Origin of the sequence: Chelativorans sp., assembly GCF_031180965.1 — a bacterium.
Taxonomy (GTDB): domain Bacteria; phylum Pseudomonadota; class Alphaproteobacteria; order Rhizobiales; family Rhizobiaceae; genus Chelativorans.
The window spans coordinates 48,324-74,783 of record NZ_JAPSLH010000011.1 but is presented as its reverse complement, the minus strand read 5'-3'; the positions used below and the strand labels follow the sequence as shown (position 1 = coordinate 74,783).

The window sequence follows — 26,460 nt, the reverse complement described above, 5'->3', positions numbered from 1 at the left end:
CTGTCTCGAGACATGGCCTCCGCTGCCGGCTCCCTGTAGCGCGGTTCAGATCTTGACGGCTGGACATATTGATACAGCGTATCGGACATTGAATCAATCAAGCGTCGGCGCAGTCGCTTTCGCCAGGAATGGATCAAGAGAATGGTCGCGAGCACAGCATCTTGGGAAGAGGTCCATGAAGCCTATTCCCGCAAAGGCCTCATCGACCCGAATGCGCCGGTACAGGCGGCGGGCGAGATCACGATCACTGCCTCGCCCGAAACAGTCTGGGCCGTGCTTACCGATGTGGCAGGATGGCCCGAAATCCGTTCGGACATCCATGATGTGACTCCGGGCTCTGTCGCTCCGGACAGCTCATTCACGTGGTCTACTGCTGGTGTCGGGCTCGTCTCGCGGTATGGACGCGTTGACCCACCTCACGAAGTGACATGGAGCACGGCAACCGCGCGTCTGGTGATGACCCACCGCTATGTCCTCGAGCGGGTCGAGGACGGAACCACCAGCTTGAAATGCCAGGAGGCCATGACCGCGCCCGCAGCACCGCAGATCGGGAATGACGAGTTGCGCGCCCGGATCCTGTCGTGGCTGGAGGGGATCAAGGCGGTTGCGGAGAGCCGGCCCGGCCGCGGCAGTTCAATCTAAAGGGGGACAGATGGGCCACCCGGTCGATGTCGAGCGTGCAACCCAGATGCACATCGAGTGGTGCGTGGATCTGGCGAGACGTGCCGGGCTTGCGACGACGCATCAGGCGGGGCCGCAAATGAGGGCGGTAATGCTGGAGTTGCGCGATTCGCTCGAGCCGAATGCCGTTCTCGCAATTGCAAACGTTCTACCTGCACTTGAACGGGGCATTTTCCTGGAAGGCTGGTCGCTCGACTACACGCCGCGGCAGGTTCTCGATGTTCCAAGCTTCTTCGCGCGGGTCTACGGGCGCGTGAGGGATCACCATGCGCCGCCCCCGACGATTATCTGCGATGTCTTTTCGCTCTGGCGATCGAAGCTTGGCTCGGCAAAGGCGCAGGTGATCCGCGATCACCTGCCCGCCGCGCTCGCGCCATGCTGGCCCGACTAGCAGACATGCTAAGGGAGCGGTCTCGGAAGAATTCGGCCGGGGGACGGCTGCGCTATTCTCGTTCGCGTGAAAGGTGCTCGATGATCAGGTCGGCAACAACGCGTACTGACGGAAGCTGGCCCCGCCGATGCGGAAAGATGAGGCTGGTGTTGATCTCGCCGGCCGACCAATCGGGAAGCACCCGGGCAAGTTCGCCCGTCCTGATCGCCTGCGCGCACATGCTGCGCGGCAGGCAAGCGATACCCAGCCCTGCCGTTGCGGCATGCAGGAGGGCGGTGCCTTCGTCGGCATAGTAGCGCGGAATGAGCGCTGCCACCGTCGTGCCGCCGTCCGAGCTGCGCAGGGTCCAGCGGGTTTCACCGGGCTGTGTGAAGAGCCCTTCCAACTGCGCCAGATCCGCGGGATCGCGCAGTGGCCGCCCGTCCAGGTAGCCGGGCGAGCCAACCAGCCAGAACTCCTCGGTACGGATGCGCCGCTGCACGAGTTCGGAATCAGGCAAGGGTCCAAGATGGTCGCGGATCGCGATGTCGTAGCCCTCGCGAAGAATGTCGACGAAGCGGTCGCTCGCATCGAGGACAATCAGGATCTTCGGATAGGCCTTGGCAATACGGGGCAAGAGCGGCGCCAGAGTGTGCTGTGCCGTCGGCACCGAGGCTGTTATCCGCACGGACCCGCTGGGCTCGGCGAGCCGGCCCTTGATGACGTTCTCGGCCGCTTCGGCCTCGACCAGCATGGCCGAGCCGTGGCGGTAGAGGTCCTCCCCGACTTCCGTGACCTTGAAGCGGCGGGATGTCCGCTGGATGAGGCGGACGCCTGCCTGACGCTCCAGCACGGAGAGCCGCTTGCTCAGCGTTTGTTTAGGAATGCCAAGCGCCCGGCTGGCCGCGCTGATGCCGCCGTGGTCGACCACCTGCACGAATACCTGCAGATCGTTCAGGTTCAGCACTTCTTCGTCCCCATTTGTGGACTTACTGTCCATTCTCCGGGCGATTACAACCGATCGTCTCCCCGAATATATCAACGCAGCTCCAATTCGGCAAAGGAGGCGACAAGACATGCGTTATCAAGGAAAGAATGCGGTCATCATCGGTGGCAGCCACGGAATGGGACTGGCGACGGCCCGGCTGCTCCTGGAGGGCGGAGCCCGGGTGCTGATCACTGCGCGCAACGCCCGCAACCTCGAAGCGGCGCGGCGGGAGCTCGGAGAGGGTCTGCAAACCGTCTGTTCCGACGTGTCGGACATGAACGACATCGGGCTGCTGGCGGGCATCGTCGGCCAGAAACTCGGCCGGATCGATCTCCTGCACTTCAATGCGGGAATTGCCGAGCTCGCGCCCTTCGAGCAGGTGACGGAAGAATCCTACGACCGGCAGTTCGCGGTGAACACCAAGGGAGCTTTTTTCACGGTTCAGCGCCTCTCGCCGCTGCTCCGCGACGGCGGTGCCATCGTCGTGACCTCCTCGGTGGCTGACGAAGGCGGTGAGCCGGGAATGACCGTTTACAGCGCCACCAAGGCGGCGCTGATCTCGCTCGTCTCCGGCTTTGCCGCCGAATTTCTGCCGCGCGGCATCCGCGTCAATGCGGTAAGCCCGGGCTTCATCGACACGCCTACGGCGGGCGTGGCCGGCATGTCGGAAGAAGAGCGCCGGTCCTTCCACGAGATCGGCAATGCGGTGACACCGATGAAGCGCCACGGCACGGCCGAGGAAGTCGCGCGCGCCGTGCTCTTCCTCGCCTTCGAGGCGACCTACACCACCGGAACCAAGCTCGCCGTCGACGGCGGGCTCGGGCAAAAGATCAGTGTGCCGCGCTAGGGCCGATCAGAGCTTGTAAGTCCATGACCTGGTCTAGGACCACTTCCGGTCCGGCACCACGACCAGCTTCCCGACGAAGCTCTTTGCCATGAAGTCGCGTTGGGCGGCGTGAAAATCGGAAAGCCGGTAGACGCCGCCGACCAGCGGCTTCACCTTGCCTTCTTCGATGTAGCGCACCAGACGCCGGAAGGCGCCGCGGGTGCCCTGGGAGGAGCCGTGCAGTTCCAGGTGCTTCAGATACATGGTTCGAAGATCGAGCTGGACCACCGGACCTCCGATCGCCCCGGCGGTGACATAGCGCCCCTCCGGCCGCAGGATGCGCAGGAGGTCATTGAAGAGCCGCCCGGCGACCAGGTCGGCCACCACGTCGATCTGCCCACCGCCGGTGGCTTGGGCCACGGCGGCAGGCAGATCGGGCGTTTCACGCGAAATGACGGCTTCTGCCCCGATGGCGCGCACGGCATCCCCCTTGCCTGGGCCGACGACGGCATAGGGGATAGCATCGCGGGCGCGGACCAGCTGGACGAGACCTGAGCCCACCCCGCCGGAAGCGCCGGTGATCAACACGCGCTCGCCCGCAGCCACACGCGCCCGATCGAGCATGTGCTCGCCCGTTAGATAGGCGCAGGCGAAGGTGGCGAGCTCCACATCGCTCATGCCGGTTCGCACGACATGGGCATGGTCGGCCGGGACGGCGACATATTCGGCATAGCCGCCGTCGCGCCCATGACCGATGTAATCGATGTCGGCGAGACTGTCGTCATCCCGGTTGTAGATGGAAAAATCCACCATCACGCGTTCGCCGATCCGGGCGGGATCAACCCCCTCGCCCGTCGCCACGATATGGCCCGCTGTATCCGTGCCCTGAATACGCGGGAAAGTGAGCGTCGGCTCCTGCCGACGCCAGGTGGAGACAGCGCCGGGATCGTCCTCGCGGCCATAGGCGCCCTCGCGCACCCAGACGTCCGTGTTGTTCATCCCGCAGGCCGAAACCTCGATCAGAACCTCGCCGGGTGCGGGCCGCGGCACGGGCACATCCGTCCGATAGACCAGCTTGTCGAGGCCGCCATGGCCGGTGAGCAGCACGGCGGCCATGGTTTCGGGCAAGGGCAATCCTCGGCTCATCTGCATTTCCCTCGTCATCAACCCAGGACGTCCTTCACTGCCGCCGCGGTGGCGGCGACAACCGTATCGGCCTCTTCGCGGGTGAGGCACAGGGGCGGCGCAAAGCCCAAGATGTCGCCCTGCGGCATGGCGCGACCGATCACGCCCCGCTCCAAGAGCGCCGCCGCGATGCGCGGGCCGACCTTCTCGCCGGCATCGAAGAAGACGCGATCGTCCTTGTCGGCCACGAATTCGACCGCTGCGAGCAAGCCATCGCCGCGAACCTCTCCCACATTCGGATGGCTTGCGAGCGCCTGCGCAAGCGCGCTGCGGAAATGCGCACCGACTTCACGGGCGTTGGTCACGAGGTCGAGCTCGTCGATCAGCTCGAGATTGGCAACCCCGGCGGCGGCACAAAGCGGATGCGCGGAATAGGTCCACCCATGGCCGAGCGAGCCCAGGCGATCCGAGCCTTCCACCAGCACCCGCCAAAAACCTTCCGAGACGATGATGCCGGAGAGCGGGGCATAGGCGGAGGTGAGGCCTTTGGCGATGGTGATGAGATCGGGCTTCATCCCATAGTGGTCGGAACCGAACATGGTGCCAAGGCGCCCGAAGCCGGTTACCACCTCGTCCGCCACGAGCAGGACGTCGTATTTCTTCAGCACCGCCTGGATCTTTTCCCAATAGCCGGCGGGCGGCGGAACGATTCCGCCAGTGCCGAGAATAGGCTCGCCGATGAAGGCGGCGACCGTGTCCGGCCCTTCCGCCAGGATCAGTTCCTCGAGCTTCTGCGCGCAGTGATCGGAGAACTGCTCCTCCGTCATCGAACGATCTTCGCGGCGGAAGAAATAAGGGGCCTCGGTGTGCAGGACCGGCGGGCGCGGCAGGTCGAAGGCATTGTGGAACAGCTGCAGGCCGGTCAGCGATCCGGTCATGATGCCCGACCCGTGATAGCCCCGCCAGCGCGAGATGATCTTCTTCTTTTCCGGCCGGCCGAGCACGTTGTTGTAGTACCAGATCAGCTTGATGTTGGTCTCGTTGGCATCCGAGCCGGAGAGGCCGAAATAGACGCGGCTCATGCCCTGAGGCGCCCGGTCGATGATCATCTTGGCGAGCCGGATCGAAGCCTCGCTGCCGTGGCCGACATAGGCATGATAGTAGGCGAGGTTTCTCGCCTGCTCGGCAATGGCGTCGGCGATCTTCTGGCGGCCGTAGCCGACATTCACGCAGTAAAGGCCGGCAAACGCATCAAGGCTCTTGCGCCCCGCCGTATCCCAGATCGTCGCCCCCTCGCCGCCGGCGATCACCCGCACCGGGCTTTCGCCCCGCGCGTGCATGCCCATATGGGTGGACGGGTGGAAGAAGTGATCGCGATCCCAGGCGGCAAGTTCATTGTTGCGGTCGAGCATTTCTTTCATCCTTTTGTCAGGCTGCATCGATGCAGACATATTTGAGTTCGGTGAAGGCTTCGAGGCCGTGACGCGACCCTTCCCTGCCGATCCCCGACTGCTTGATACCGCCGAAAGGGATCGGCGCGCCGGTGACATTCACACGGTTGACGGCCACCATGCCGTATTCGAGGGCACGGGATAGGCGAAGCTGCCTGGCGCCATCGCAGGTGACCAGATAGGCCACCAAGCCGTACTCGCTGGCATTGGCGCGCGCCACCACCTCCGCCTCGCTGTCGAAGGGGGTGATCGGCGCGACCGGTCCGAACGTCTCCTCGCGCATGATCTGCGCATCATCCGGCACATCCGCAAGAAGCGTCGGGCAGTAGAAGAGCGGCCCCGCCGGATGACCCTTGCCGCCCGCGAGGCAGCGCGCGCCGCGCTCCAGCGCGTCCCTGACATGCTCTTCAACCTTGGCCACGGCACGCGAATGCATCAGCGGCCCGATATCGATCCCCTCGGCAAGGCCGGGGCCGACCTTCAGCGCCGCGATGCGCTCTGCGAACCGGGCTGCAAATGCTTCGTAGACAGCGCGCTCGACATAGATGCGGTTCGCCGCGAGGCAGTCCTGGCCGGAGGTCGCGAACTTGGCGTCGATCGCTATCTCCACGGACCTGTCGAGATCCGCATCGGCGAAGACGATGAGCGGCGCGTGGCCGCCGAGTTCCATGACGAGCCTCTTCATGGTGGGCGCGCATTGGGCCGCGATGAGGCGGCCGATTTCGGTGGAACCGGTGAAGCTCAGCGCGCGCACCCGCGCATCCTCGCAGAGGCGGCTGACGATCGGCTGCGCCTCGCCGGTGACGATGTTGAAGACGCCGGCCGGCAGCCCGGCCCGGTCGGCAAGCTCGGCCAGCGCGAGCGCCGAGAACGGCGTCTGCGAGGAGGGATGCGCCACGACCGTGCAGCCCGCGGCCAGCGCCGCGGCCGCCTTGCGCGTGAGCATGGCGGTGGGGAAGTTCCATGGCGTGACGAGGCCGACGACGCCGAGCGGCTCGCGGCGGACGATCATTTCCGCTCCGGGCAGATGGCTGGTGACGCTCTCGGCGTTCACGCGCCTTGCTTCCTCCGCGTACCATTCGACGAATGAGGCGGCATAGGCGATCTCGCCGCGCGCCTCGGCCAGCGGCTTGCCCTGTTCCAGCGTCATGAGAAGCGCAAGGTCCTCGGTCGCCGCGGTGATCAGCTCGAACCACCGGCGCAGCCTGGCCGAGCGCTCCTGCGGCAGCAGCGCCTTCCACTGCGGAAAGGCGCGCGCGGCCGCATCGATGGCGTCCGCCGTCTGCTCCGCCAACAGCGAGGCGACCCAACCCAGCGGCGCTCCATCGGCGGGATTGTGGACCACGAAGCTTTGCCCCTGCGCGCCGGCGGTCCAGTGGCCGTCGACATAGGCGAGCTCGCGCAGCAGCCGGCGGTCCTTCAGCCGGCCGAGATCGGCATGGCGCTCCAGCTGTACGAATTGCGCTGACATGATGCCTCCAGGAACTGCACTCCCGGCGAGCTTATTTCTCGGCCGGAGAGATTGAGGCTGTTCCCGGAGGGTCTGCGAGAGAGTCTCTCTCTTTGCCGCGGGCGGCGCGGAAAGATTGGCTGGCGCTATCGGGCGCCGACGAGGTCGGCCACGGGCAGGACGCTGTCATCCTTGACGAGCTTCGTGACGATATAGGTGAAGTAGCGGTCGATGCCGATCTCGCGCTCCAGCATCGCGTCGACCAGGCGCTGATAGGCGTCGATGTCGCGCGTGACGACCTTGAGGAAGTAGTCGACACCGCCGCCGACGGACCAGCAGGCGACGATTTCGGGAATGTCGCGCACAGCCCGTTCGAAGCGGTCGAAATCGGCCTGACGGTGCGCGCCGAGCGTGACCTGCATCAGGACCGTCGTCACCGGCGCCACGAGCCTGAGCGCCAGCCGCGCGTGATAGCCGCTGATGATGCCGGCCTTTTCCAGCCGCCGCAGCCGCGTCCAGCAGGGCGTGGGCGAGAGGCCGACGCGCTCGGCTAGCGCCAGCTTGGTGATGCGCCCCTCGCGCTGGATCACGTCGAGGATGCGCAGGTCAATGGCGTCGAGGGCGAGCGCGGTCATCGGCAACTCAGGTCAATTTCAACGTAGAAAGGATGCCCCTGCATTTTCTGCATTGTCAATTGCACTGAATTCGACCATCCATAAATCATGACAATCTGGCGCCCCGACCCGACCAAGCTCCGCCGCCCGGCCTATCTGTCCCTGGCCGATCAGATTGCACGCGCAATCGGCAATGGCCAGCTGGAAAACGGCGCCCAGCTCCCCACGCACCGGCGCATGGCGGAGGACCTGGCGCTTTCCGTGCAGACGGTGAGCCGGGCCTATGAGGAGCTGATCCGGCGCGGGCTGATCTCGGGCGAGACCGGCCGCGGCACATTCGTGAAGTCGCAGCGCCGCGAGCCCGCGCCGCCCTATCTGCCGGAGCGGCCGAGCGATGTGATCGACCTTTCGATCCTGAAGCCGGTCTGCGAGCCGCTGCATGTGGATCACATGAAGCGGGCGCTGGCCTGGCTGGCCGAGAACCTGCCGCCAAGCGCGGCGCTCTCCTTCCGGCCGAACGTGGTGTTTCCCCGCCATCGCGAGGTGGCGGCCGAATGGCTGAGGGCCTGCGGGCTAGAGGCAGCGCCGGCGAATGTCAGCGTCACCAACGGCGCCACCTCGGGAATGACGGTTGCGCTGATGAGCGCGGCGCCGCCCGGAAGCACAGTAGCAACCGAGGCGATCGCCCATCACACGCTTGTCCCCCTCGCCTCCTATCTCGGCCTCAAGCTTGTCGGCCTCGCCACGGACGAAGAAGGCCTCCTGCCCGATGCGCTCGAGCGAGCCTGCCTGGCATCGGCGATCCGCGCCGTGTTCGTGCAGCCCTCCGTCGTCAATCCGATGGCAAGCCTGATGGGCAGCGAGAGGCGCGCGGCGCTGGCCGAGGTGGCGCGGCGGCATGACATCGCGATCATCGAGAACGACGTGCTCGGACCGCTGGTCGCCGACCGTCCGCCTCCCGTCGCCGCCTATGCGCCGGAGCGGACGCTCTACATCACCAGCTTCACCAAGATCACGGTGCCGGGACTGCGCATCGGCTATCTCGTGGCGCCGGACCGCTTCGTCGCGGCGGTCGCCAACCGGCATCTGGTCTCCAACTGGATGGCGACCGCGATCATGACGGAGATCGCCACGCACTGGGTCACGGACGGCACGGCGGCCGAGCTCGTGGACTGGCAGCGGGAGGCGTTGCACCGGCGGCACCGGATCGCGGCCGAAGTGCTGAACGGCATTGCCTACCGTTCCCATCCGGAAAGCCTGCATCTGTGGCTGCCGCTCACGTGCCGGTGGAGCGAGGATGCGTTCGTGGCTCACGCGCGGCTGCAGGGCGTGGGCATTGCGCCCGGCTCCTCCTTCCGCACGACCGCCGCCGATGACAATCCGGCCGCCCGCATCTCGGTGGGCTCGACGACCGAGGAGGAACTGCGGCGGGGGCTGGGCACGATCGCCAATCTGCTGGCCGCGGATCCTGAGCCGGCGCTGCTCGTCATCTGAGCAGATTGACCGGGATTTGAGCAGAGTGCAGGAAAATTGTCATGATATTATTTTGCAGATTGACATGATTTCAAACCTCTCCCATCGTTAGGGCAAGGTGGTCCTGGCGGGAGAGATCGGCGTGGTCCAACCGATCATCAAAGTCGATCGTATCAGCAAGAATTTCGGCGCCTTCCAGTGCCTGAACGAGCTGTCGTTCGAGGTCGCACCGGGCGAGAAGATTGCCCTGATCGGGCCGTCGGGCTCCGGCAAGACCACGATCCTGCGCATCCTCATGACGCTGGAGACGATCAACAGCGGCCACATCGAGGTGGACGGCGATCAGCTCTATCATGTCGAGCGGAATGGGCAGCTTGTTGCCGCCGACGAGGCGCACCTGCACCGGATGCGGCAGAAGATCGGCATGGTCTTCCAGCTCTTCAACCTGTTTCCGCACAAAAGCGTGCTGGACAATGTGACCCTGGCGCCGATCCTCACCAAGAAAATGAAGCGGGCGGATGCCGAGCGCCGGGGGATGGAACTGCTCGACATGGTCGGCATGGCCGACAAGGCCAAGGCGATGCCCGCCCAGCTTTCCGGCGGCCAGAAGCAGCGGGTGGCGATCGCCCGCGCATTGGCGCTGTCGCCGAAGATCATGCTTTTCGACGAAGTGACATCGGCGCTCGATCCCGAACTGGTCGAGGAAGTGCTGAATGTCATGCGCAAGCTGGCTGCCGAGACGGACATGACCATGCTGCTCGTCACACACGAGATGAGCTTCGCGAATGATTTTGCCGATCGAATCCTGTTCTTCGACGGCGGACGGATCGTGGAGGAAGGCAAGCCGGGCGAGATCTTCCGGCACCCGAAGCAGGAGCGGACACAGGCATTTTTGAAGAAGATCATCGCGGCTGGACAACGCATCTGACCGCGTGCAGCGGCCAATGCCGCAAGAAAAAGGGCGAACAAAGGAGTGGGAAACATGAGACAATTTTTGGCACTGGCAGGAGGCGCGGCCTTCGCGCTCACCGCGATGGCTCTGACCGCCGGATCGGCGGGGGCGATCACGCTGGAGGAGTTGAAAGAGCAGGGCTTTGCCCGACTGGCAATTGCCAACGAGCCCCCGTACACGGCCGTGGCGCCGGACGGCAAGGTGTCGGGCGCAGCCCCGGATGTCGCCCGCGAGGTGTTCAAGCGGTTGGGTGTTCCGGACGTGGCAGCCTCGATCTCGGAATATGGCGCGATGATCCCCGGCCTGCAGGCGCGGCGCTTCGACGTGATCACCGCCGGCCTGTTCATGAAGCCGGAGCGTTGCGAGGCGGTCGCCTATTCCGAGCCGATCCTCTGCGATGCCGAAGCCTTCCTGCTCAAGAAGGGCAATTCCAAGAACCTGCAGTCCTACGAGGATATCGCCAAGGATGAGACCGCCACGATCGGCGCGCCCGGCGGCGGGACGGAAGAGAAGCTGGCGCTGGAGGCCGGTGTGCCGCGCGACCGCGTGATCGTCGTTCCTGATCCGCAGAGCGGGCTGAAGATGGTCCAGGACGGTCGCATCGATGTCTATTCGCTCCCAGTGCTTTCCATAAATGATCTCGTCAAGAAGGCGAACGACCCGAACATAGAGGTCGTGGCTCCTGTGCAGGGGGCGCCGGTCTATTGCGACGGCGCGGCATTCCACAAGAGCGACACGGCGCTGCGCGACGCCTTCGACGTGGAACTCGCCAAGATGAAGGAGTCCGGCGAGTTCGCGAAGATCATCGAGCCCTATGGCTTCTCGGCAGCGGCGGCGATTTCGACCACGCGCGACAAACAGTGCGCCGCGGCGCAATAGCAGCTACCACGGCCCCTGCAGGACCGACCATGCAGGGGCTGCCTTTTTCAAGCACCCGGTCGCTTGCCAAGCCAGGTGACCGTCAAGCGGCCCGCAATGTCTGCGCGGGCACCAACCAGCAAGGCGCGTGAATGGACCAGTGGTCCGGCTATCTCGGTCTGATCCTGCAGGGGGCGTGGGTGACAATCGAGCTCACCATCCTCGGGTCGGCGCTCGCCCTGGTGATGGCTTTCCTCGCCGGTCTCGGGCGGCTCTCAAAGCTGGCCCCGCTGCGGTGGCTCGCCACCGCCTATATCGAATTCTTCCGCGGCACCTCGATTTTCGTCCAGCTCTTCTGGGCCTATTTCGTGCTGCCGCTTCTGGGCGTGCCGCTCTCGCCGCTGCAGGCGGGTGTGCTGGCGCTGGGGCTGAATGTCGGCGCCTATGCGGCCGAAGTGGTTCGGGGTGCGGTTCTGTCCGTCGGCAAGGAGCAATACGAAGCCTGCGTGGCGCTCAACCTGAACCGCTGGCAGTGCATGCGCCACATCATCCTGCCGCAGGCCTTCATCGTCATGCTGCCGACCTTCGGAAACAATGCCATCGAACTCCTGAAGGCAACCGCGGTCGTGTCCCTCATCTCGCTTGCCGACATGACCTTTCAGGCGCAGGTGGTGCGCTCGCAGACCGGCAACACGCTCATCCCCTTCGCGACCATTCTCCTCCTCTATTTCGCCATGGCGTCGGCGCTCTCCTGGGGCGTGCGCAGGCTGGAGAGGAAGCTCGCGCGTGGGCTCGACGGGGTGCGCGCCTGATGGAGTGGGATTGGGAATTCGTCTGGGAAATCATGCCCATGCTTCTTGCGGGCGTGAGGATCACGATCCTGGCGACGATCCTCGGGTCCGCGCTAGCCGCAGTGGTGGGGCTGGTGATCGTGATTGCCCGGCGCTCGGCGAACCGCGCGGTTTCCAGGACCGTAGGCTTCCTGGCTGAGTTCATCCGCGGCACGCCGCTCCTGGTGCAGCTCTACTTCATCTTCTACGTGCTGCCGGACATCGGTATCCTGCTCCCGCCACTGCTCGCCGGGGTGATCGGGCTTGGGCTGCACTACGGCACCTATACGGCGGAGGTCTACCGCGCCGGCATCGAGAACCTGCCGCGCGGACAATGGGAGGCAGCCAAGGCTTGCAACCTCACGCCGGTGCAGACCTGGATTCATGTGGTGATGCCGCAGGCGATCCCGCCGATGATCCCGGCGCTCGCCAACTATTTCATCGCCATGTTCAAGGAGACGCCGCTGCTTTCCGCGATCACGGTGCTGGAGCTCATGAACCAGGCGAAAAGCGTCGCCAATTCGAGCTACCGCTACATCGAGCCGATCACGCTGGTGGGAGTCTTCTTTCTCGTCATCAGCCTCATCTCGGTGATCGGCCTGCGCTGGCTCGAAAAGCGCTTCGGCCGCGTCGCGTAGGAGATGGAGATGCCGGTCAGGATCGAGCGCAGCAATGTGCCTCTCACCTTCGACGAACGCCCTCTCGAGAAGCGCATCGGGCTTATCATTCTTGCCACGGACCATACGACAGAGCCCGATTTCCGGCGCATGGTGGCAAGCGAGCGGATCGGCGTCTATGTGAGCCGGGTCCCTTATGCCAACCCCGTCACGCCGGAAAACCTGAAGCGCATGCAGCCGGCGCTCACCCAGGCAGCGCAATTGATCCTTCCGGACGAGGCGCTCGATGCAGTCATGTATTCCTGCACCTCTGCGTCCGTCGTCATCGGCGACGAGGAGATCGCAAGGGCGATCCGGGCGGCCAAGCCCGGTGCTCCCGTCGTGACCCCTCCCCTTGCCGCCGTGCACGGGCTCAAGGCGCTCGGCATTCGCCGGATCAGCGTTCTCACCCCCTACACGGAGGAGACGAGCGCGCCGATGGCGGAGTATTTTGCCGGCCACGGCTTTGCCATCGAAAGCTTCACGTGCCTCGGTCTCGACGATGACCGGGAGATGGCGCGGATCAGCCCAGGGGCGCTGGTGGAAGCAGCACACCGGGCGACCGCGCCAGCGGCGGAAGCGCTCTTCATCTCCTGCACCGGCCTGCGCTCGGCCGGTGTGGCCGCCGAGATCGAGACGGCGATTGGTCGGCCGGTCGTCACCAGCAATCTGGCAACCGCCTGGGCATGCCTGCGGCTGTGCGGGGATGCGACGGCCCGGCCAGAACTCGGCCGGCTTATGACGATCGCCGGGTACCCGGGCTGAGCCATGGAAGACGCGCTGGTAGACATCTCGGACATCGAAGCCGCCCGCCGCCGGATCGCCGGCAGGGTGGTGGAGACGCCGATCGTCCCCTCACCCTCTCTTTCCGACCGGATGGGTCTGCCAGTTCATCTGAAGCTTGAGCATCGGCAGACCACCGGCGCATTCAAGCTGCGTGGCGCCTCCAACGCCTTGGCACTGCTATCGGCGGACGCGAAGGCGCGCGGCGTGGTGGCGGCATCGACCGGAAATCACGGACGCGCGCTCGCCTATGCCGCCCGGCTGGAAGGCGTGCGCGCGGTCATCTGCATGTCGCGCCTGGTACCTGCCAACAAGGTGGAAGAAATCCGCCGGCTGGGCGCCGAGGTCAAGATCATCGGCAACAGCCAGGACGACGCCCAGGAGGAAGTCGACCGCCTCGTGGCCGAAGAAGGCCTGGCGATGATACCGCCCTTCGACGATCCGGCAGTCATCGCCGGCCAGAGCACGCTTGGCCTGGAACTGATCGATCAGTTGCCAGACGTCGACACCGTGCTGGTGCCGGTTTCGGGAGGTGGGCTCGCGGCCGGGATAGCCGCGGCGGTGAAAGCGAAGAAGCCTTCTGCTTCGGTCATAGGCGTCTCCATGGACCGTGGTGCTGCCATGCATGCCAGCCTTGCCGCGGGCAAGCCGGTGCTGGTGGAGGAGGCGCAGAGCCTGGCGGATTCGCTTGGAGGCGGTATCGGGCTTCAGAACAGGTTGACCTTTGCCATGTGCCGCGCGCTGCTCGACGATCTCGTTCTTCTCTCGGAAGAGGAAATCGCGGCGGGCATCCGCCACCTCTATGCGGAGGAGCGGGAGATCGTGGAGGGTGCGGGCTCCGTGGGCGTCGGCGCGCTGCTTGCGGGCAAGGTGAATCCGCGCGGCGTGACCGCCATCATCCTCTCCGGCCGCAACATCGACATGGAGCTTCACCGCCGGATCGTCTGCGGCGAAACGACCGCTGCCACGGGAGGGAAATGATGCCGCGCATGACCATCCTCACCGAGGCGGACTTGCGCAGGATCGTTCCACTCGATCTCGACGCGGTAGCCTGCGTCGAGAACGCCTTCCGCGCATTGGCGACAGAGGCGGTTGCCATGCCGCCGATCCTGCGGCTGGACATTCCGGAACATCGGGGCGAGGTCGATGTAAAGACGGCCTATGTGCCGGGCATCGACGCCTTTGCGATCAAGATCAGTCCGGGTTTTTTTGACAATCCGAAACTCGGCCTGCCGAGCGTCAACGGCATGATGGTGCTGTTGAGTGCGCGCACCGGCATGGTCGAGTCCCTGCTGCTCGACAACGGATACCTCACCGATATCCGGACTGCGGCCGCGGGAGCCGTCGCGGCAAGATATCTGGCGCGGGAGGATGCCGAGCGCGTCACGATCATGGGCGCAGGCGTGCAGGCGCGGCTGCAGCTTGAAGCGCTGATGCTGGTGCGGCCGCTCCGGCAAGCGCGGATATGGGCGCGCGAGGCTGAGAAAGCGGCAAGGGCCGCTGCGGAGTTGAGCGAAAAGCTTGGCATCGCGGTTGAGCCTGACGGCGACGCGGCACGGGCCGTCGGTTGGGCCGATATCGTCGTGACCACGACGCCCTCCCCCGCCCCGATCCTGCGCGCCGGTTGGCTGAAGCCCGGCCAGCACGTCACCGCCATGGGATCCGACGCTGAGCACAAGAACGAGCTCGACCCGCAGATCTTCGGCAGCCCGATCCGCTACGTCGCCGACAGCCTGGCGCAGACGCGGCGCCTGGGCGAGTTGCACCACGCCATTGCCCAGGGTGTGCTGACGGTCGACAGCGCCTTTGCGGAACTCGGCCAGATCATCGCCGGAGAGAAGGAAGGCCGCACCTCCGCGCACGACATCACCGTGGCCGACCTCACCGGCACCGGCGTGCAGGACACCGCCATCGCCACGCTTGCGCGCGACCGCGCCAGGCGGGCGGGAGCCGGAACTGCCTTCGAGAGCTGAGCGAAAGAACTCCAACAACAATAAGGACGTTTTTCAGTCATGACGCAGCCGAACCTGAAATTCAGCCGCAGCGAATATGCCGAGCGGCTTGCCAAGACCCGTGCGGCGATGGAAAGCCGCGGCGTGGATCTCCTGATCGTGAGCGACCCGTCCAACATGGCGTGGCTCACCGGCTATGACGGCTGGTCCTTCTACGTGCACCAGGCGGTGATCGTGCCGCCGGAGGGCGAACCGGTCTGGTATGGCCGCGGCCAGGATGCCAACGGCGCCAAGCGCACGGCATACCTCTCGCACGACAACATCGTCGGCTATGCCGACCACTATGTGCAATCGACCGAGCGGCACCCGATGGATTATCTCTCGCAGGTGCTGGCCTCGCGCGGCTGGGACAAGCTCGCCATCGGCGTCGAGATGGACAATTACTGGTTTTCCGCGGCGGCTTTCGCGTCGCTGCAGAAGCACCTGCCAAATGCGCGCTTCGCCGACACGACGGGGCTCGTCAATTGGCAGCGGGCGATCAAGAGCACGACCGAGATCGACTATATGCGCAGGGCAGCCCGGATCGTCGAGGCGATGCATACGCGTATTGTCGAGAAGGTCGAGCCGGGCATGCGCAAATGCGATCTCGTGGCCGAGATCTACGATGCCGGCACAAGAGGTGTAGAAGGCTTCGGCGGCGACTATCCGGCGATCGTCCCGCTGCTTCCTTCGGGCGCTGATGCTTCCGCGCCGCACCTGACCTGGGACGACAAGCCGATGAAGCGCGGCGAAGGCACGTTCTTCGAGGTGGCCGGCTGCTACAACCGCTACCACTGCCCGCTTTCGCGCACCGTATTCCTGGGCAAGCCGACGCAGGAGTTTCTCGATGCGGAGAAAGCCACGCTGGAAGGCATGGAGGCCGGGCTCGAGGCTGCAAAGCCGGGCAACACCTGCGAGGACATCGCCAACGCCTTCTTCGCCGTCCTGAAAAAATATGGGATCGTGAAGGATAACCGGACAGGTTATCCGATTGGCCTGTCCTATCCGCCGGATTGGGGCGAACGCACCATGAGCCTGCGGCCGGGCGACCGCACCGAACTCAAGCCGGGCATGACCTTCCATTTCATGACTGGGCTTTGGCTGGAGAATATGGGGTTGGAGATCACCGAATCGATCTTGATCACGCAGAGCGGCGTCGAATGCCTCGCCAATGTGCCGCGGCAGCTTTTCGTGAAGGACTGACGATGGCCACCAATTCCCTGCCGCCGTCGCCCATCGCGCCGACTGTCGATTTTTCGGCTGAAGGCGTGCAGCACGGCTTCCTCCGCCTGCCCTACAGCCGCGACGAGAGCGCCTGGGGATCGGTCATGATCCCCATCTGCGTGATCCGCAACGGCCGCGGGCCGACCGCGCTGCTGACGGGCGGCAATCACGGCGACGAATATGAAGGGCCGGTCGCCCTGTATGACCTTGCGCGTACGCTTCAACCGGATCAGGTGAGCGGCACCGTGATCATCGTGCCTGCCATGAACTATCCGGCCTTCGTGGCGGGGACTCGCACCTCCCCGATCGACAAGGGGAATTTGAACCGCAGCTTTCCCGGCCGCCCGGACGGAACCGTGACCCAGAAGATCGCTGACTATTTTCAGCGCGAGCTGCTGCCGCGGGCCGACCTCGTGCTCGACTTTCACTCCGGCGGGAAGACGCTCGACTTCCTGCCCTTCGCCGCCGCCCATATCCTTGCCGATAAGGCGCTGGAGCGGAAAGCTTTCGCTGCCGTCGAGGCGTTCTCCGCGCCCTGGTCCGTGAAAATGCTGGAGATCGATGCCGTGGGCATGTACGACACGGCAGCTGAGGAGATGGGCAAGATCTTCGTCACCACCGAGCTTGGCGGCGGCGGTACGGCGCGCGCGGAGACTGTCAGGATTGCCAAGCGCGGCGTGCTCAACGTGCTGCGCCATGCGAGCATCGTGAAAGGCCCAGTGGACCGGCAGGTTACGCGCTGGCTCGACATGCCCTCGGATGATTGCTTCTCCTTTGCCGAGGTGGACGGGCTCCTGGAACCGATGATCGATCTTGGCGGTGAGATCGCAAAAGGCGCGACCATCGCGCGCGTTCATCCCGTCGGGAGGACCGGCCAGGCGCCGCACGAAATAAAGTCAAAGATGGCGGGTCTTCTTGCCGCACGGCATTTTCCAGGGCTGGTGCAGGCAGGCGACTGCGTTTCGGTTGTCGCCGCTGTCGTAAGCGGCGCCCAAAAAGGCGGATAAGGCGACCTTTACCTGAAGCACCATATGCCTCTCCGGATGCTTTTGATCGCATCCGAGAAGCTCTCCGCAAGACAAGCTCTCGATGCGGCTAGAAGCCCGATGCGACGGCGGATGCGATCCCCGAAGCGGGTCGCGCGGAAATTTGCGACCCCGCAACGGCTAGGGCACCTCCGCGCTCGGCACCTATTCCCCGCAAGCACTCGCCGGATTTTTTCAGTTGCGGCTGCGATTACGTGGCCGGATATTGACGCGGGATCGGACTGCTGTCTTCACCTCAAGCGTCTCCGAAGCGTGAGCGTCAACGGTGAAGAGCTTGAGCTCCGCCGTTCAGGAGATTGCGTATGACGAGTGATGAAGACAAGCGACCGGCGGGATATGCCTCGCCGCCGTGCTTCATGCATGAAGTTGATCCGGCACCGGATGCCACGGATCCGCAGCAGCGCCTGGACGTAATGCGTTGGCGGAAAGCAGAACGCGAGCGGCTGATACAGGCGCGGCTCGAAACCCCCGCTGGCCGCCGGCGGATGTACGGAGAGCGGATCGCTGCCTATCTTGAGGAAATTATCGGGGAAGTTGCGGGAGCAACGGTGAGCGCTTACTGGCCTTTCCGCGGCGAGCCCGACCTTCGGCCGCTCTTGGAGCGGATTTCCCGCAAGGGCGGCCGCACGGCACTCCCCGTCGTGGTGCAACGCGGTGCGCCGCTGGTCTTCCGCGCCTGGACCCAGGGTGATGCGCTGGAGAAAGGCATTTGGAATATTCCCGTTCCTCCGCCGAGCGCGCTAGAGGTTACTCCGAACGTCGTCATCGCGCCGGTCGTCGGCTTTGATCCGGCATGCTATCGTCTGGGGTATGGAGGCGGCTTCTTCGATCGAACACTTGCGGTCCTGCCAAAGCGGCCGCGGGTAGTAGGAGTGGGCTATAGCGTTGCCGCGATTCCTACGATTTACCCACAACGCCATGACATAGCTCTGGACGTGGTGGTCACTGAAGAGGGCGTCCACTTGCCTTCCGAAGTATCCATATGAAGGCGTCCTGAGCTAGCGTGCTCAGCGCCGTTGTCAGTCGTGATCACCCGGCCATCGGAGAACACGGCAGCAATCCTAGATCGTCGCTCCCTGTGGTCGCCGACCGATGGAGCGAAGCCTAATCGCTATGTCTCTGTAATTCTGACGTCGCCTCTGGATTCTTCTTCTTTCAGGCTTCGCCCCCGCTTCGATTCGAAACAGCCTGCAAGAGCCGATCGCAATCCCCGCTGTGACCGGCCAACAGGTTGAGCGGGTCGATCACGCCCACTCCAACCCCGATCGCATTCGCGGCGGCCCACGCCCAGTCCTCCCGGGCCCGCCGGAGAAGCTCGGGACCACCCTCCGAAATGCAGGCGCGGCCGGCCTGTACAATCTCCGTGGACGGGACGCCCTGAAGCCGCTCGGAGAGTTCGGCTTGAAGCGGACCGACGACAAGAATGGCGAACAGATAGCTGATGAATTCCGACACGATGCTCTCCCGCTTGGCTGCCAGTCATATGGTGATCACCGCTCAAGATCTCCAGGGCGGAATCAAGCAGCGCTACCGCGGAATGAGCTTAGCGCGCAGCAACGGCTAAACTGAAGCTGCTCATCCGCAAGCACCCGTTGGATCCGCAGCAAGATTGCTTATCAAATCCTGCCGGAGCGCACGCGATCGAATCTTGCCGGGACCAGCTTCGCGACGCAGAACGACCGGCTGTGGGGCGGGCTCGGCCTTGGCGGCACCTATAGCTAGGCCGGCAACAAATATGCCGTCCATGGCGAAATCGCCCTCGACACCAGGCTTGCAAACTTCGCCGACAACCACGCCATTACCGGCAATATCGGCCTAAAGGTGAGGTGTGGTCGGAAGGCGCACCCCTAGGAGCGATCCCACAGAAGGCAGAAGCGCCGCCCACCATTGGGACGCACAAAACAGGCTTACGCCATGACCTGACGCGGTACCAGCGCGCCACGTCGATATTTGGCCGCCGCAAGCGAAGTTCGGCCTTGGCCGATCCTCTGTTTCCTTTCGAACCCTGAGCGTCACCCGGAACCACTGGGAACCAGGCGCAGCCAGAAATCATTCCCAGAACGCAATCGTCGGGGAGATTGTTCGGTGTCGGAAACTAAGGGAAGCTCTAGTGTTGGGAATGACCCGCGCATCTCGACCGGTAGCGCCGGTCTCGATGACATCCTATGCGGCGGCTTGGATCCGAACCGCGTCTATCTTTATGAGGGTCATCCGGGCACCGGTAAGACGACAATAGCGCTGCAGTTCTTGCTCGAGGGCGCCCGCCAAGGTGAGCGCGTCCTATATATTACGCTCTCGGAATCGACGCAGGAGCTGCATCTGGTCGCTGAGCGGCACGGCTGGTCGCTCTCTGGCGTAGATATCTTCGAACTGATCCCCGCCGAAACCTCGCTTGATCCTAGCCAGGAGCTTACCGTCTTCCACCCTGCGGAGCTGGAACTGAGCGAGACGACGAACCTGATCTTCGAGCGGGTGAAGGAGTTAAGCCCGACGCGGGTGGTCATCGACAGCCTGTCGGAACTAAGGCTTCTCGCGCAAAGCCCACTTCGCTATCGAAGGCAGGTATTGGCGCTGAAACATTTCTTCACCAGCCGCCAATGTACTGTCATTCTGCTCGACGATCTGTCATCGCAACAGAACGATCTCCAGCTGCATTCCATTTCCCATGGCGTGGTGCTGCTGGAGCAGCTCGCGATCGACTATGGTTCGGAGCGGCGACGGCTCCGCGTGATCAAGATGCGTGGCATCAAGTTCCGCGGCGGCTATCACGATTTCATTATCGAAAGAGGCGGGCTGAAGATCTTTCCTCGCTTGATCGCCGCGGAGCACCATGCGGAATTCTCCGCGGAGGTCGCCTCGAGTGGAAACCGCGAGCTTGATCAGCTTTTAGGGGGCGGGCTGGAACGGGGCACCAACGCCTTGCTGATCGGCGCTGCCGGGGTCGGCAAATCATCCCTGGCGCTGAGTTATGCTATTGCCTCGGCCGATCGTGGCGAACATGCGGTGATCTTCGCTTTCGACGAAGGCCGCGGCACCATGGAAGCGCGCGCGCGCACGCTCGGGTTGGACCTCGGCGGCAAGATAAAGGAGGGTCTGGTGCGGGTGCAGCAGATCGACCCGGCCGAACTCTCCCCCGGTGAATTCGCCAACAATGTACGGCGCAGCGTGGAGCTGGACGGTGCCCGGCTCGTCGTGATCGACAGTCTGAATGGCTATATGAATGCCATGCCCGACGAGCGCTTTCTCATCCTGCAGATGCATGAGCTTCTGAGCTATCTCGGTCAGCAGGGCGTGCTGAGCATGTTGGTGCTTGCCCAGCATGGCCTTGTCGGCCCGATGGAAACGCCGGTTGATATCAGCTATCTCAGTGATGCCGTCCTCATGCTGCGTTACTTCGAGCATGCCGGGACGGTGAGACGTGCATTGTCAGTGGTGAAGAAGCGCAGCGGAAATCACGAGCACACAATCCGCGAATTCAAGTTGAGCAATCAAGGGCTGAAGGTCGGCCCCCCGCTAACTCAGTTCAGCGGCGTTTTCTCAGGCACTCCGCAATATCTCGGTGATCCGGCGCCGCTCATGGTGGACGAGCAGAATGGACCCAAAACAGGAGGATAGCGGGCGCGTGCTCGTTTTCGCTCCGATCGGCCGTGACGGGGCGGCGTCGGCGGAACTGCTTCGGCGAGCGGGGATAGATACCCAGAACTGCACCGATTTCGGCGCGTTGCTGAATGGTATTGAGGAGGGCGCCGCGGCTGTGTTTATGGCCGAGGAGGGCCTGTACGGACAGAATTATCAGCAACTAGCCAGCTGGATTGAACGGCAGCCGACATGGTCTGACCTGCCCTTCGTGGTGTTGACGAGCAAGCAGGAGCAAGCCGCGATCCTGCAGTGGCGGCAGAGATTGATCGAGGTCCTGCGCAACGTTTCGCTGCTCGAGCGGCCGATCCAAGGCATCACCTTGATGAGTGCCATTCGGGCGGCACTGCGCGCCCGCAAGCGCCAGTATCAGCTCCGCGATCTTCTCGCCGCACGCGAACGCGCAGCCCAGCAACTCGAAGCGCTGGTCGTGGAGCGGACACGCGAGCTGGCCACAGCCAATATCGAGCTGCGCAACGAAATTCGTGAGCGTGAGCGTGCGGAAAAGTCGTTGCGGCAGGCACAGAAAATGGAAGCGATCGGCCAGCTGACCGGCGGCGTAGCGCATGACTTCAACAACTTGCTGATGGTGATTTCGGCTGGCCTACAAATGCTGGAGCGGAGGGACGACCTCGGATTGCGCGTCCGCATCGTCGACAGTATGCGCCAGGCGATCGAGCGCGGTGCTCGATTGACACGCCAGCTGCTTGCCTTTTCCCGCAGAACCGAACTCAATCCACAGCCGGTAGATTTGTCACGCCAGATCAGCAGGATGCGCGAGTTGCTGGAGCGCAGCCTGCGCGGGGACGTCGATGTGAGACTGGAAGCGGACGAGGATCTCTGGCCGGTCGAGATCGATCCCGGCGAGCTTGAGCTGGTGATCCTGAACCTGGCCGTGAATGCGCGGGACGCAATGCCAAATGGTGGCACAATCGTTGTCCGGGCATACAACGTGCCTGAAATGAAGGATGGGAATCTTTCCGGCGATTTCGTCAGGTTGTCGGTCGAAGACAACGGGACCGGAATGTCCGAGGAGACTCTTCAACGGGTATTCGAACCGTTCTTCACGACCAAGGAGGTCGGGAAAGGGTCAGGGCTGGGATTGGCCCAGGTCTATGGCTTCGCTCAGCAATCGGGCGGTACGGTAACCATCGAAAGCAGGCTCGGCGTAGGCACCACCGTCTCCCTGCTTCTGCCCCGTTCTTCAAAGGCGCCGGCGCCCGAGATGGACGGGGCTGCCACCCACATCGCGCCAGGGCTATCTGGGCCCGCCCTCTGCGTGCTGTTGGTGGAGGATGACGACGAGGTGGCATCCCTTCTTGGCCAAATGTTGGATGAGCTCGGCTATCTCGTTACCCGGGCATCCAATGCGCAAGCTGCGCTCGGCGCGCTGGCTAACGGGCGCCGGATCGACGTGGTGTTCTCCGACATCATGATGCCGGGCGGGATGAACGGGATCGAGCTCGCGCGCGAGATTCGGCGTCGCAAGCCTGACCTGCCTGTGGTGCTGACGAGCGGCAATGCTGAGGCTTTCAACGCCAATCTTTGGAGCGAGGGGCTCGAGATTTTGCCGAAGCCGTACCAGCTGGAGCAGCTCGCGGCCACGCTGCGAAACGCAGCTGAGCACCGGGCAAGCCTGTCCGATAGGTAATTCCTGTGTCAACCGCTTAGGGGAGTTCTTGCGGAAAATACCGTCATCAGCCGATTCGCATCGGATTGGCCCTCGCCGGCCTATAGCTCACACCCGATAATAAGAGCTATTGGTTTGAAACCTTTGTTATGGATCGGGATCACGCCAGCATACGCGACGACCGATCTCTCCAAGATGCCGGATTGCGCTTCCTTCCCTGGGGACAATGGGATTGGCCGCTGACGGTTTCAGCACCTGTGCGATCCTCCAGCTTCTCGACGAGCTGCCCGATCATGAAAGCTTCCATCAGGTCGATGTGCTGATGGAAGAACTGAGCGATCTTACTCCGCGGGGCTGCAGAAGCTGCTTGTCCGCTGCCGAAGCGTTTGCCGATCGGCATCGCCACGCGTGGCTCAAACACATTGAGCGCGCTGCAATCGATCTTGGCTCGGGGAAGCGCATGCTGGTCAAGGAGGGGCGCTACGATCCCACCTACCAGATCGTGCCGAAAGAACTGGAAGAGGCACCCTGATGGCTTTTCATGATGCCCACCGCAACCAGGTCGCGCTCCTGATCCGCGCGCTGCCTTCAGTCGCAGCGGAAAAATTGCTTTGCGATGAAGGGCGGCACGGCCATCAATCTATTCATCCCGGACCTGCCACGGCTTTCGGACGATATCGACCTCACCTATCTGCCTGTTCAGGAACGCGCAGCCTCGCTAGCTGCGATCGATGCGGCGGTGCCGCGCATCGCAGAGCGCATCACTGGAGCGGTTCGTGGCAATCGGCTGATTGAGATGAAGACGACCAAAGGTTGGGAACGCACGCCGTTTCACGTCACGCGTAACGAACAGGCCGTTGATGAGGAGCGCCGCGGCGATTGGCGGCTAGTGAGGTTGTGGAATTTCGCGCGGGTGCCACGGGCGTTGAGTTGTGGCCACCGTTGGAGGGCGCATGTGTCGCCAATGGAAACCAGTTATCATGCCGATTTCTTAATTATCCTGTCGGAAGCCGGTTCAGGAAAAACTGCTGAAATTCGCAATATTTTATCCGTCTCGAACATGTACCCAACGTTTTCGAGAAGGGGTTCGAGGTCGGTACTTTCGAAGAGTTCGAGACGTGGCTGGCATCGAATGACAAGGGCTGGGTCTGCTGGACTCCGTCGATGAGGCGCGCTTGCGCAATGCGGGAGACTTCGCGCTCGCAATTAAGAAGCTGGGAGGCGGATCGCAACAGCAAAGGATAGCTCGCACATCGTTGTCGCCGGAGTACCAATGCGTGGCGTAACGAGAAAACGGTCGGGGACGACCTGGAGCGGATCACAATCAAGAAAGCCGTTCAGCCATGGATCATACGACCGCGTTCATGTGCTCTCCCGGATCAGCAACTCGTATCCAACGTCGTGTACTGGTGAAATGGGCCTCTCGCCCCGCAATCGTGTAAGAATAAGCGAAGCCGCTTCACGGCCATGCGCTTCAAGGCGCGCTTTTACGGTGGTAAGCGGTACCGGCAGGAGGGCTGACATAGCAAGATCGCCGAAGCCGGCGATCGCCACCCCGGCTGGCACGGCAACGCCGCGCGAGAGGCAGGCCATCATCGCGCCATGGGCGAGATTGTCCGTTTGGAAGAACACCGCGTCCGGCGGGCGCGGGCTGTCAAGCAGTTCGAACATCGCCGCATGCCCCTGCTCCATGGTGGTGGGCGTTGGCACCGAAATGATGTGACCATCGTCTACCGAAAATCCCGCTTCGCGCATCACCGTGCGGAACGCCTGGTAGCGCTCCGCCGCCTGATCGTTGTTCTCTGTCGAGCCATGCACGAGGGCAATCTTCCGATAGCCGCGATCGATCAGGTGCCGCGTCATCTCGGCGGCGGCTGCGAAATTATCGAAGCCGACCCCCATGTCGATCGGCTTCGCCCGGATGCTGCCCATCTCCACGATCGGGCCGTCGAAGCGCTCCAACCGCTGCCTGAGCTCGGCCGAATGGGAGTATCCGGTCAGCACCAGCGCGTCCGCCTGCCGCCCCATGAAGGTTGTCACGACGTCGTATTCCTTCTCCGGCGACCAGTCATAGATGCCAAGCAGAAGATGCTTTCCGTGCTCCTGCAGCACCTTGGCCAGGAGTTCGGCAAGATCAGCGAAGAGCGAGGCGCTGATGGTTGGGACAGCCAGCCCGACGATGTTGGACCGGCTCGATACCAACGCCCGCGCCATGAGGTTGGGCACATAGCCCGTGGCGTTGATCGCCTCGTGCACGCGTTGGCGGGTGGCGGGGGTCACTGTGTCGGGCTGGCGCAGGGCGCGCGAGACCGTGATGAGTGACACGCCGGCCGCTTCCGACACGTCCTTGAGCGTCACCGACTTGCGCTGCCGGTCCTTGGCGAGACTGACCTCGTCCAGGCTCATGCCCGCGCGCCCTCTGCGGCTGCGATCAGCCGGCGCTCGCGTTGGCTCTGGCGGATACGCCGGTCAAGCTCATCGGGAGACCAGCCTTCGAGAAGCAGCCCCCGAAGCGCAGCTTTCATCCCGGCAAGGTCCGGTCGCTCGGCGAGATTGGTCCGCTCGCGCGGATCGTCATCCAGATGGAAGAGTTCATCCGGCTCCCCATGGTAGTAGACGTATTTCCAGGAGCCTTGGCGGATCATGCGGATCGGTCGTTCAGCGGCATGGGCCAGATATTCTGAGACAACGGCGCGCTCAGGGCGGATTGTGCCGCCTGCAAGCGTGGGCTTCAAGCTCTCTCCGTCGGCTTCCTCGACAAACGCCCGCGTTGCCGGTTTCTGGCTGGCTCCGGCAAGGTCGGCAAAGGTCACGGAAAGATCGAGCAGGGAAACCGGAACAGCGCAGCGTTCCCCACCTTCTACCACGCCCGGCCAGCGGATGATGAGCGGAACACGCACCGATTCCTCGAACAGGCAGCATTTCCACCACAGGCCGTGCTCGCCCAGCATTTCACCGTGATCCGATGCATAGCAAAGCAGCGGGTCGAATCCTCTCGGCGCCGCACCATCCATGGCATTGAGGATGGCGCCTATCATGTCGTCCAGATGCGCAACGAGCCCAAAATAGGCTGCGCGCGCTTTCGCCACCACCGCCTCATCCACCTCCTCAATATCGAAATAGCGCCTCAGGCGCTTGTGAAACGGATGTTGTGCATCCAGCTCATCTCGCGTTACCTGCGGCAGGGGAATGTTCGCGTGTTTATAGCGGGCGAAATAGTGCTCCGGCACCTTCAGCGGAAAATGCGGGGCGTTGAAGGAGATGCATAGGAAAACGGGCCGCCGCTCGGGCCCCGCGGCGGCACGCTCCTCAATAAATTGCAGCGCATGATGGAGCACATCCTCATCCTGTTCGAGATGCGGCGTATGCCCGATCCCGGCGGTTGTGAGACGGCTGCGCGCATCGGAGATGGTCGCCAGCGGCTCGCTCCAGTCGGGCGCCTCGATCGCGTTGCCGCACACGCGAGCATCATCGACCGGCCGCCGTTCAAAGCCATGGAGTTGATCAGGCCCGATGAAGTGCATCTTGCCGATGAGCACGGTCTCATAGCCGCAAGCGCTCAGCACATGGGCAAGCGTCGGTATATCGCTCGGCAGGGGTGAGCCATTGTCGAAGCAGCCGATGCGGGAGGGGTAGCGCCCGGTCATGAACGACATGCGCGAGGGAACGCACAAGGGAGAGGAGCAATAGGCGGCATCAAAGGTCATGCCCTCGCCGGCCAGCCGGGCAAGGTTAGGCGTCGCGACAAAGTCGTTTCCATAGATGGATGAGAAATGTGGCGCGTGCTCGTCGGACAGGATGAGCACGATGTCCGGCCGGCGCACATCCTGCTGTCCCTTTTGCACCGCCTCCAGGCTTCCGTCTGCTTTCATTCCT

26 protein-coding genes are annotated in these 26,460 nt (G+C 63.5%); 18 read left to right on the top strand and 8 right to left on the bottom strand.

The genetic code is table 11. The features are described 5' to 3' along the window. Positions 1-141: 141 nt before the first annotated feature. Positions 142-642, top strand: a complete 501-nt coding sequence (locus tag RIN79_RS10735; protein ID WP_309084647.1) for an SRPBCC family protein — start codon at positions 142-144, stop codon at positions 640-642. 10 nt (positions 643-652) lie between these two features. After that, positions 653-1,072 (top strand): DUF2267 domain-containing protein, encoded by a 420-nt coding sequence (locus tag RIN79_RS10730; protein WP_309084646.1) that lies wholly within the window; start codon positions 653-655, stop codon positions 1,070-1,072. Positions 1,073-1,124: 52 nt separating this feature from the next. Here RIN79_RS10730 and RIN79_RS10725 read toward each other — a convergent pair whose 3' ends face one another. Further along, positions 1,125-2,018 (bottom strand): LysR substrate-binding domain-containing protein, encoded by an 894-nt coding sequence (locus RIN79_RS10725; RefSeq protein WP_309084645.1) that lies wholly within the window; start codon positions 2,016-2,018, stop codon positions 1,125-1,127. Between the two features lie 109 nt (positions 2,019-2,127). On the opposite strand from RIN79_RS10725, the gene RIN79_RS10720 reads away from it, so the two are divergent. Further along, a complete protein-coding gene (locus tag RIN79_RS10720; RefSeq protein ID WP_309084644.1) occupies positions 2,128-2,886 on the top strand; it encodes an SDR family oxidoreductase in 759 nt (252 codons plus the stop codon). Positions 2,887-2,919: 33 nt separating this feature from the next. Here RIN79_RS10720 and RIN79_RS10715 read toward each other — a convergent pair whose 3' ends face one another. From RIN79_RS10715 to RIN79_RS10700, 4 genes are all read right to left on the bottom strand, one after another. Further along, positions 2,920-4,011, bottom strand: coding sequence for an alcohol dehydrogenase family protein (locus tag RIN79_RS10715; protein ID WP_309084643.1), 1,092 nt, complete (start codon positions 4,009-4,011; stop codon positions 2,920-2,922). A gap of 17 nt (positions 4,012-4,028) precedes the next feature. Then, on the bottom strand, positions 4,029-5,402 hold the full coding sequence (locus RIN79_RS10710) for an aspartate aminotransferase family protein (RefSeq protein WP_309084642.1): 1,374 nt from the start codon (positions 5,400-5,402) through the stop codon (positions 4,029-4,031). A gap of 16 nt (positions 5,403-5,418) precedes the next feature. Beyond that, on the bottom strand, positions 5,419-6,912 hold the full coding sequence (locus RIN79_RS10705) for an NAD-dependent succinate-semialdehyde dehydrogenase (RefSeq protein WP_309084641.1): 1,494 nt from the start codon (positions 6,910-6,912) through the stop codon (positions 5,419-5,421). 125 nt (positions 6,913-7,037) lie between these two features. Beyond that, positions 7,038-7,526 carry an Lrp/AsnC family transcriptional regulator gene (locus RIN79_RS10700; protein ID WP_309084640.1) on the bottom strand — a complete coding sequence of 163 codons (489 nt, stop codon included), beginning with the start codon at positions 7,524-7,526 and terminating at the stop codon, positions 7,038-7,040. Positions 7,527-7,613: 87 nt separating this feature from the next. On the opposite strand from RIN79_RS10700, the gene RIN79_RS10695 reads away from it, so the two are divergent. The 11 genes from RIN79_RS10695 to RIN79_RS10645 all read left to right on the top strand — a co-directional run bounded on the left by RIN79_RS10695 (position 7,614) and on the right by RIN79_RS10645 (position 18,304). After that, positions 7,614-8,999, top strand: a complete 1,386-nt coding sequence (locus RIN79_RS10695; RefSeq protein ID WP_309084639.1) for a PLP-dependent aminotransferase family protein — start codon at positions 7,614-7,616, stop codon at positions 8,997-8,999. Positions 9,000-9,120: 121 nt separating this feature from the next. Further along, complete coding sequence (gene ehuA / locus RIN79_RS10690) at positions 9,121-9,906, top strand: ectoine/hydroxyectoine ABC transporter ATP-binding protein EhuA (RefSeq protein ID WP_309084638.1); 786 nt, start codon at positions 9,121-9,123, stop codon at positions 9,904-9,906. A gap of 54 nt (positions 9,907-9,960) precedes the next feature. Beyond that, positions 9,961-10,809 carry an ectoine/hydroxyectoine ABC transporter substrate-binding protein EhuB gene (gene ehuB / locus RIN79_RS10685; protein ID WP_309084637.1) on the top strand — a complete coding sequence of 283 codons (849 nt, stop codon included), beginning with the start codon at positions 9,961-9,963 and terminating at the stop codon, positions 10,807-10,809. 131 nt (positions 10,810-10,940) lie between these two features. After that, entirely contained in the window at positions 10,941-11,600 is a 660-nt protein-coding gene (ehuC, locus tag RIN79_RS10680) for an ectoine/hydroxyectoine ABC transporter permease subunit EhuC (protein WP_309084636.1), read from the top strand. Beyond that, positions 11,600-12,256, top strand: a complete 657-nt coding sequence (gene ehuD, locus RIN79_RS10675; RefSeq protein WP_309084635.1) for an ectoine/hydroxyectoine ABC transporter permease subunit EhuD — start codon at positions 11,600-11,602, stop codon at positions 12,254-12,256. Before ehuC ends, ehuD begins: the two co-directional genes overlap by 1 nt. A gap of 3 nt (positions 12,257-12,259) precedes the next feature. After that, on the top strand, positions 12,260-13,039 hold the full coding sequence (gene eutA, locus RIN79_RS10670) for an ectoine utilization protein EutA (RefSeq protein ID WP_375165912.1): 780 nt from the start codon (positions 12,260-12,262) through the stop codon (positions 13,037-13,039). 3 nt (positions 13,040-13,042) lie between these two features. After that, positions 13,043-14,038 (top strand): hydroxyectoine utilization dehydratase EutB, encoded by a 996-nt coding sequence (gene eutB, locus RIN79_RS10665; protein ID WP_309084633.1) that lies wholly within the window; start codon positions 13,043-13,045, stop codon positions 14,036-14,038. Continuing rightward, complete coding sequence (gene eutC / locus RIN79_RS10660) at positions 14,038-15,030, top strand: ectoine utilization protein EutC (protein WP_309084632.1); 993 nt, start codon at positions 14,038-14,040, stop codon at positions 15,028-15,030. The genes eutB and eutC overlap by 1 nt, the downstream gene beginning before the upstream one ends. A 39-nt stretch (positions 15,031-15,069) precedes the next feature. Next, positions 15,070-16,251 (top strand): ectoine hydrolase DoeA, encoded by a 1,182-nt coding sequence (gene doeA / locus RIN79_RS10655; protein ID WP_309084631.1) that lies wholly within the window; start codon positions 15,070-15,072, stop codon positions 16,249-16,251. A gap of 2 nt (positions 16,252-16,253) precedes the next feature. Next, positions 16,254-17,279, top strand: a complete 1,026-nt coding sequence (gene doeB, locus RIN79_RS10650; RefSeq protein WP_309084630.1) for a N(2)-acetyl-L-2,4-diaminobutanoate deacetylase DoeB — start codon at positions 16,254-16,256, stop codon at positions 17,277-17,279. Between the two features lie 341 nt (positions 17,280-17,620). Beyond that, positions 17,621-18,304 carry a 5-formyltetrahydrofolate cyclo-ligase gene (locus RIN79_RS10645; protein ID WP_309084629.1) on the top strand — a complete coding sequence of 228 codons (684 nt, stop codon included), beginning with the start codon at positions 17,621-17,623 and terminating at the stop codon, positions 18,302-18,304. A 169-nt stretch (positions 18,305-18,473) separates the two neighbouring features. On the opposite strand, the gene RIN79_RS10640 is transcribed toward RIN79_RS10645, so the two are convergent. Continuing rightward, a complete protein-coding gene (locus RIN79_RS10640; protein ID WP_309084628.1) occupies positions 18,474-18,773 on the bottom strand; it encodes a hypothetical protein in 300 nt (99 codons plus the stop codon). 630 nt (positions 18,774-19,403) lie between these two features. Here RIN79_RS10640 and RIN79_RS10635 point away from each other — a divergent pair. From RIN79_RS10635 to RIN79_RS10615, 4 genes are all read left to right on the top strand, one after another. After that, complete coding sequence (locus tag RIN79_RS10635; RefSeq protein WP_309084627.1) at positions 19,404-20,933, top strand: ATPase domain-containing protein; 1,530 nt, start codon at positions 19,404-19,406, stop codon at positions 20,931-20,933. Continuing rightward, complete coding sequence (locus RIN79_RS10630) at positions 20,911-22,605, top strand: response regulator (protein WP_309084626.1); 1,695 nt, start codon at positions 20,911-20,913, stop codon at positions 22,603-22,605. Before RIN79_RS10635 ends, RIN79_RS10630 begins: the two co-directional genes overlap by 23 nt. Before the next feature lie 211 nt (positions 22,606-22,816). Beyond that, a complete protein-coding gene (locus RIN79_RS10625) occupies positions 22,817-23,116 on the top strand; it encodes a type IV toxin-antitoxin system AbiEi family antitoxin domain-containing protein (RefSeq protein WP_309084625.1) in 300 nt (99 codons plus the stop codon). An 84-nt stretch (positions 23,117-23,200) separates the two neighbouring features. Beyond that, complete coding sequence (locus tag RIN79_RS10615) at positions 23,201-23,752, top strand: nucleotidyl transferase AbiEii/AbiGii toxin family protein (RefSeq protein WP_375165911.1); 552 nt, start codon at positions 23,201-23,203, stop codon at positions 23,750-23,752. Between the two features lie 194 nt (positions 23,753-23,946). Here the strand turns inward: RIN79_RS10615 and RIN79_RS10610 are convergent, their stop codons facing one another. Together RIN79_RS10610 and RIN79_RS10605 are read right to left on the bottom strand one after the other, a co-directional pair. Further along, positions 23,947-24,990, bottom strand: a complete 1,044-nt coding sequence (locus RIN79_RS10610) for a LacI family DNA-binding transcriptional regulator (protein ID WP_309084624.1) — start codon at positions 24,988-24,990, stop codon at positions 23,947-23,949. Then, positions 24,987-26,456 carry a sulfatase-like hydrolase/transferase gene (locus tag RIN79_RS10605; protein ID WP_309084623.1) on the bottom strand — a complete coding sequence of 490 codons (1,470 nt, stop codon included), beginning with the start codon at positions 26,454-26,456 and terminating at the stop codon, positions 24,987-24,989. The genes RIN79_RS10610 and RIN79_RS10605 overlap by 4 nt, the downstream gene beginning before the upstream one ends. Between the last annotated feature and the right edge of the window lie 4 nt (positions 26,457-26,460).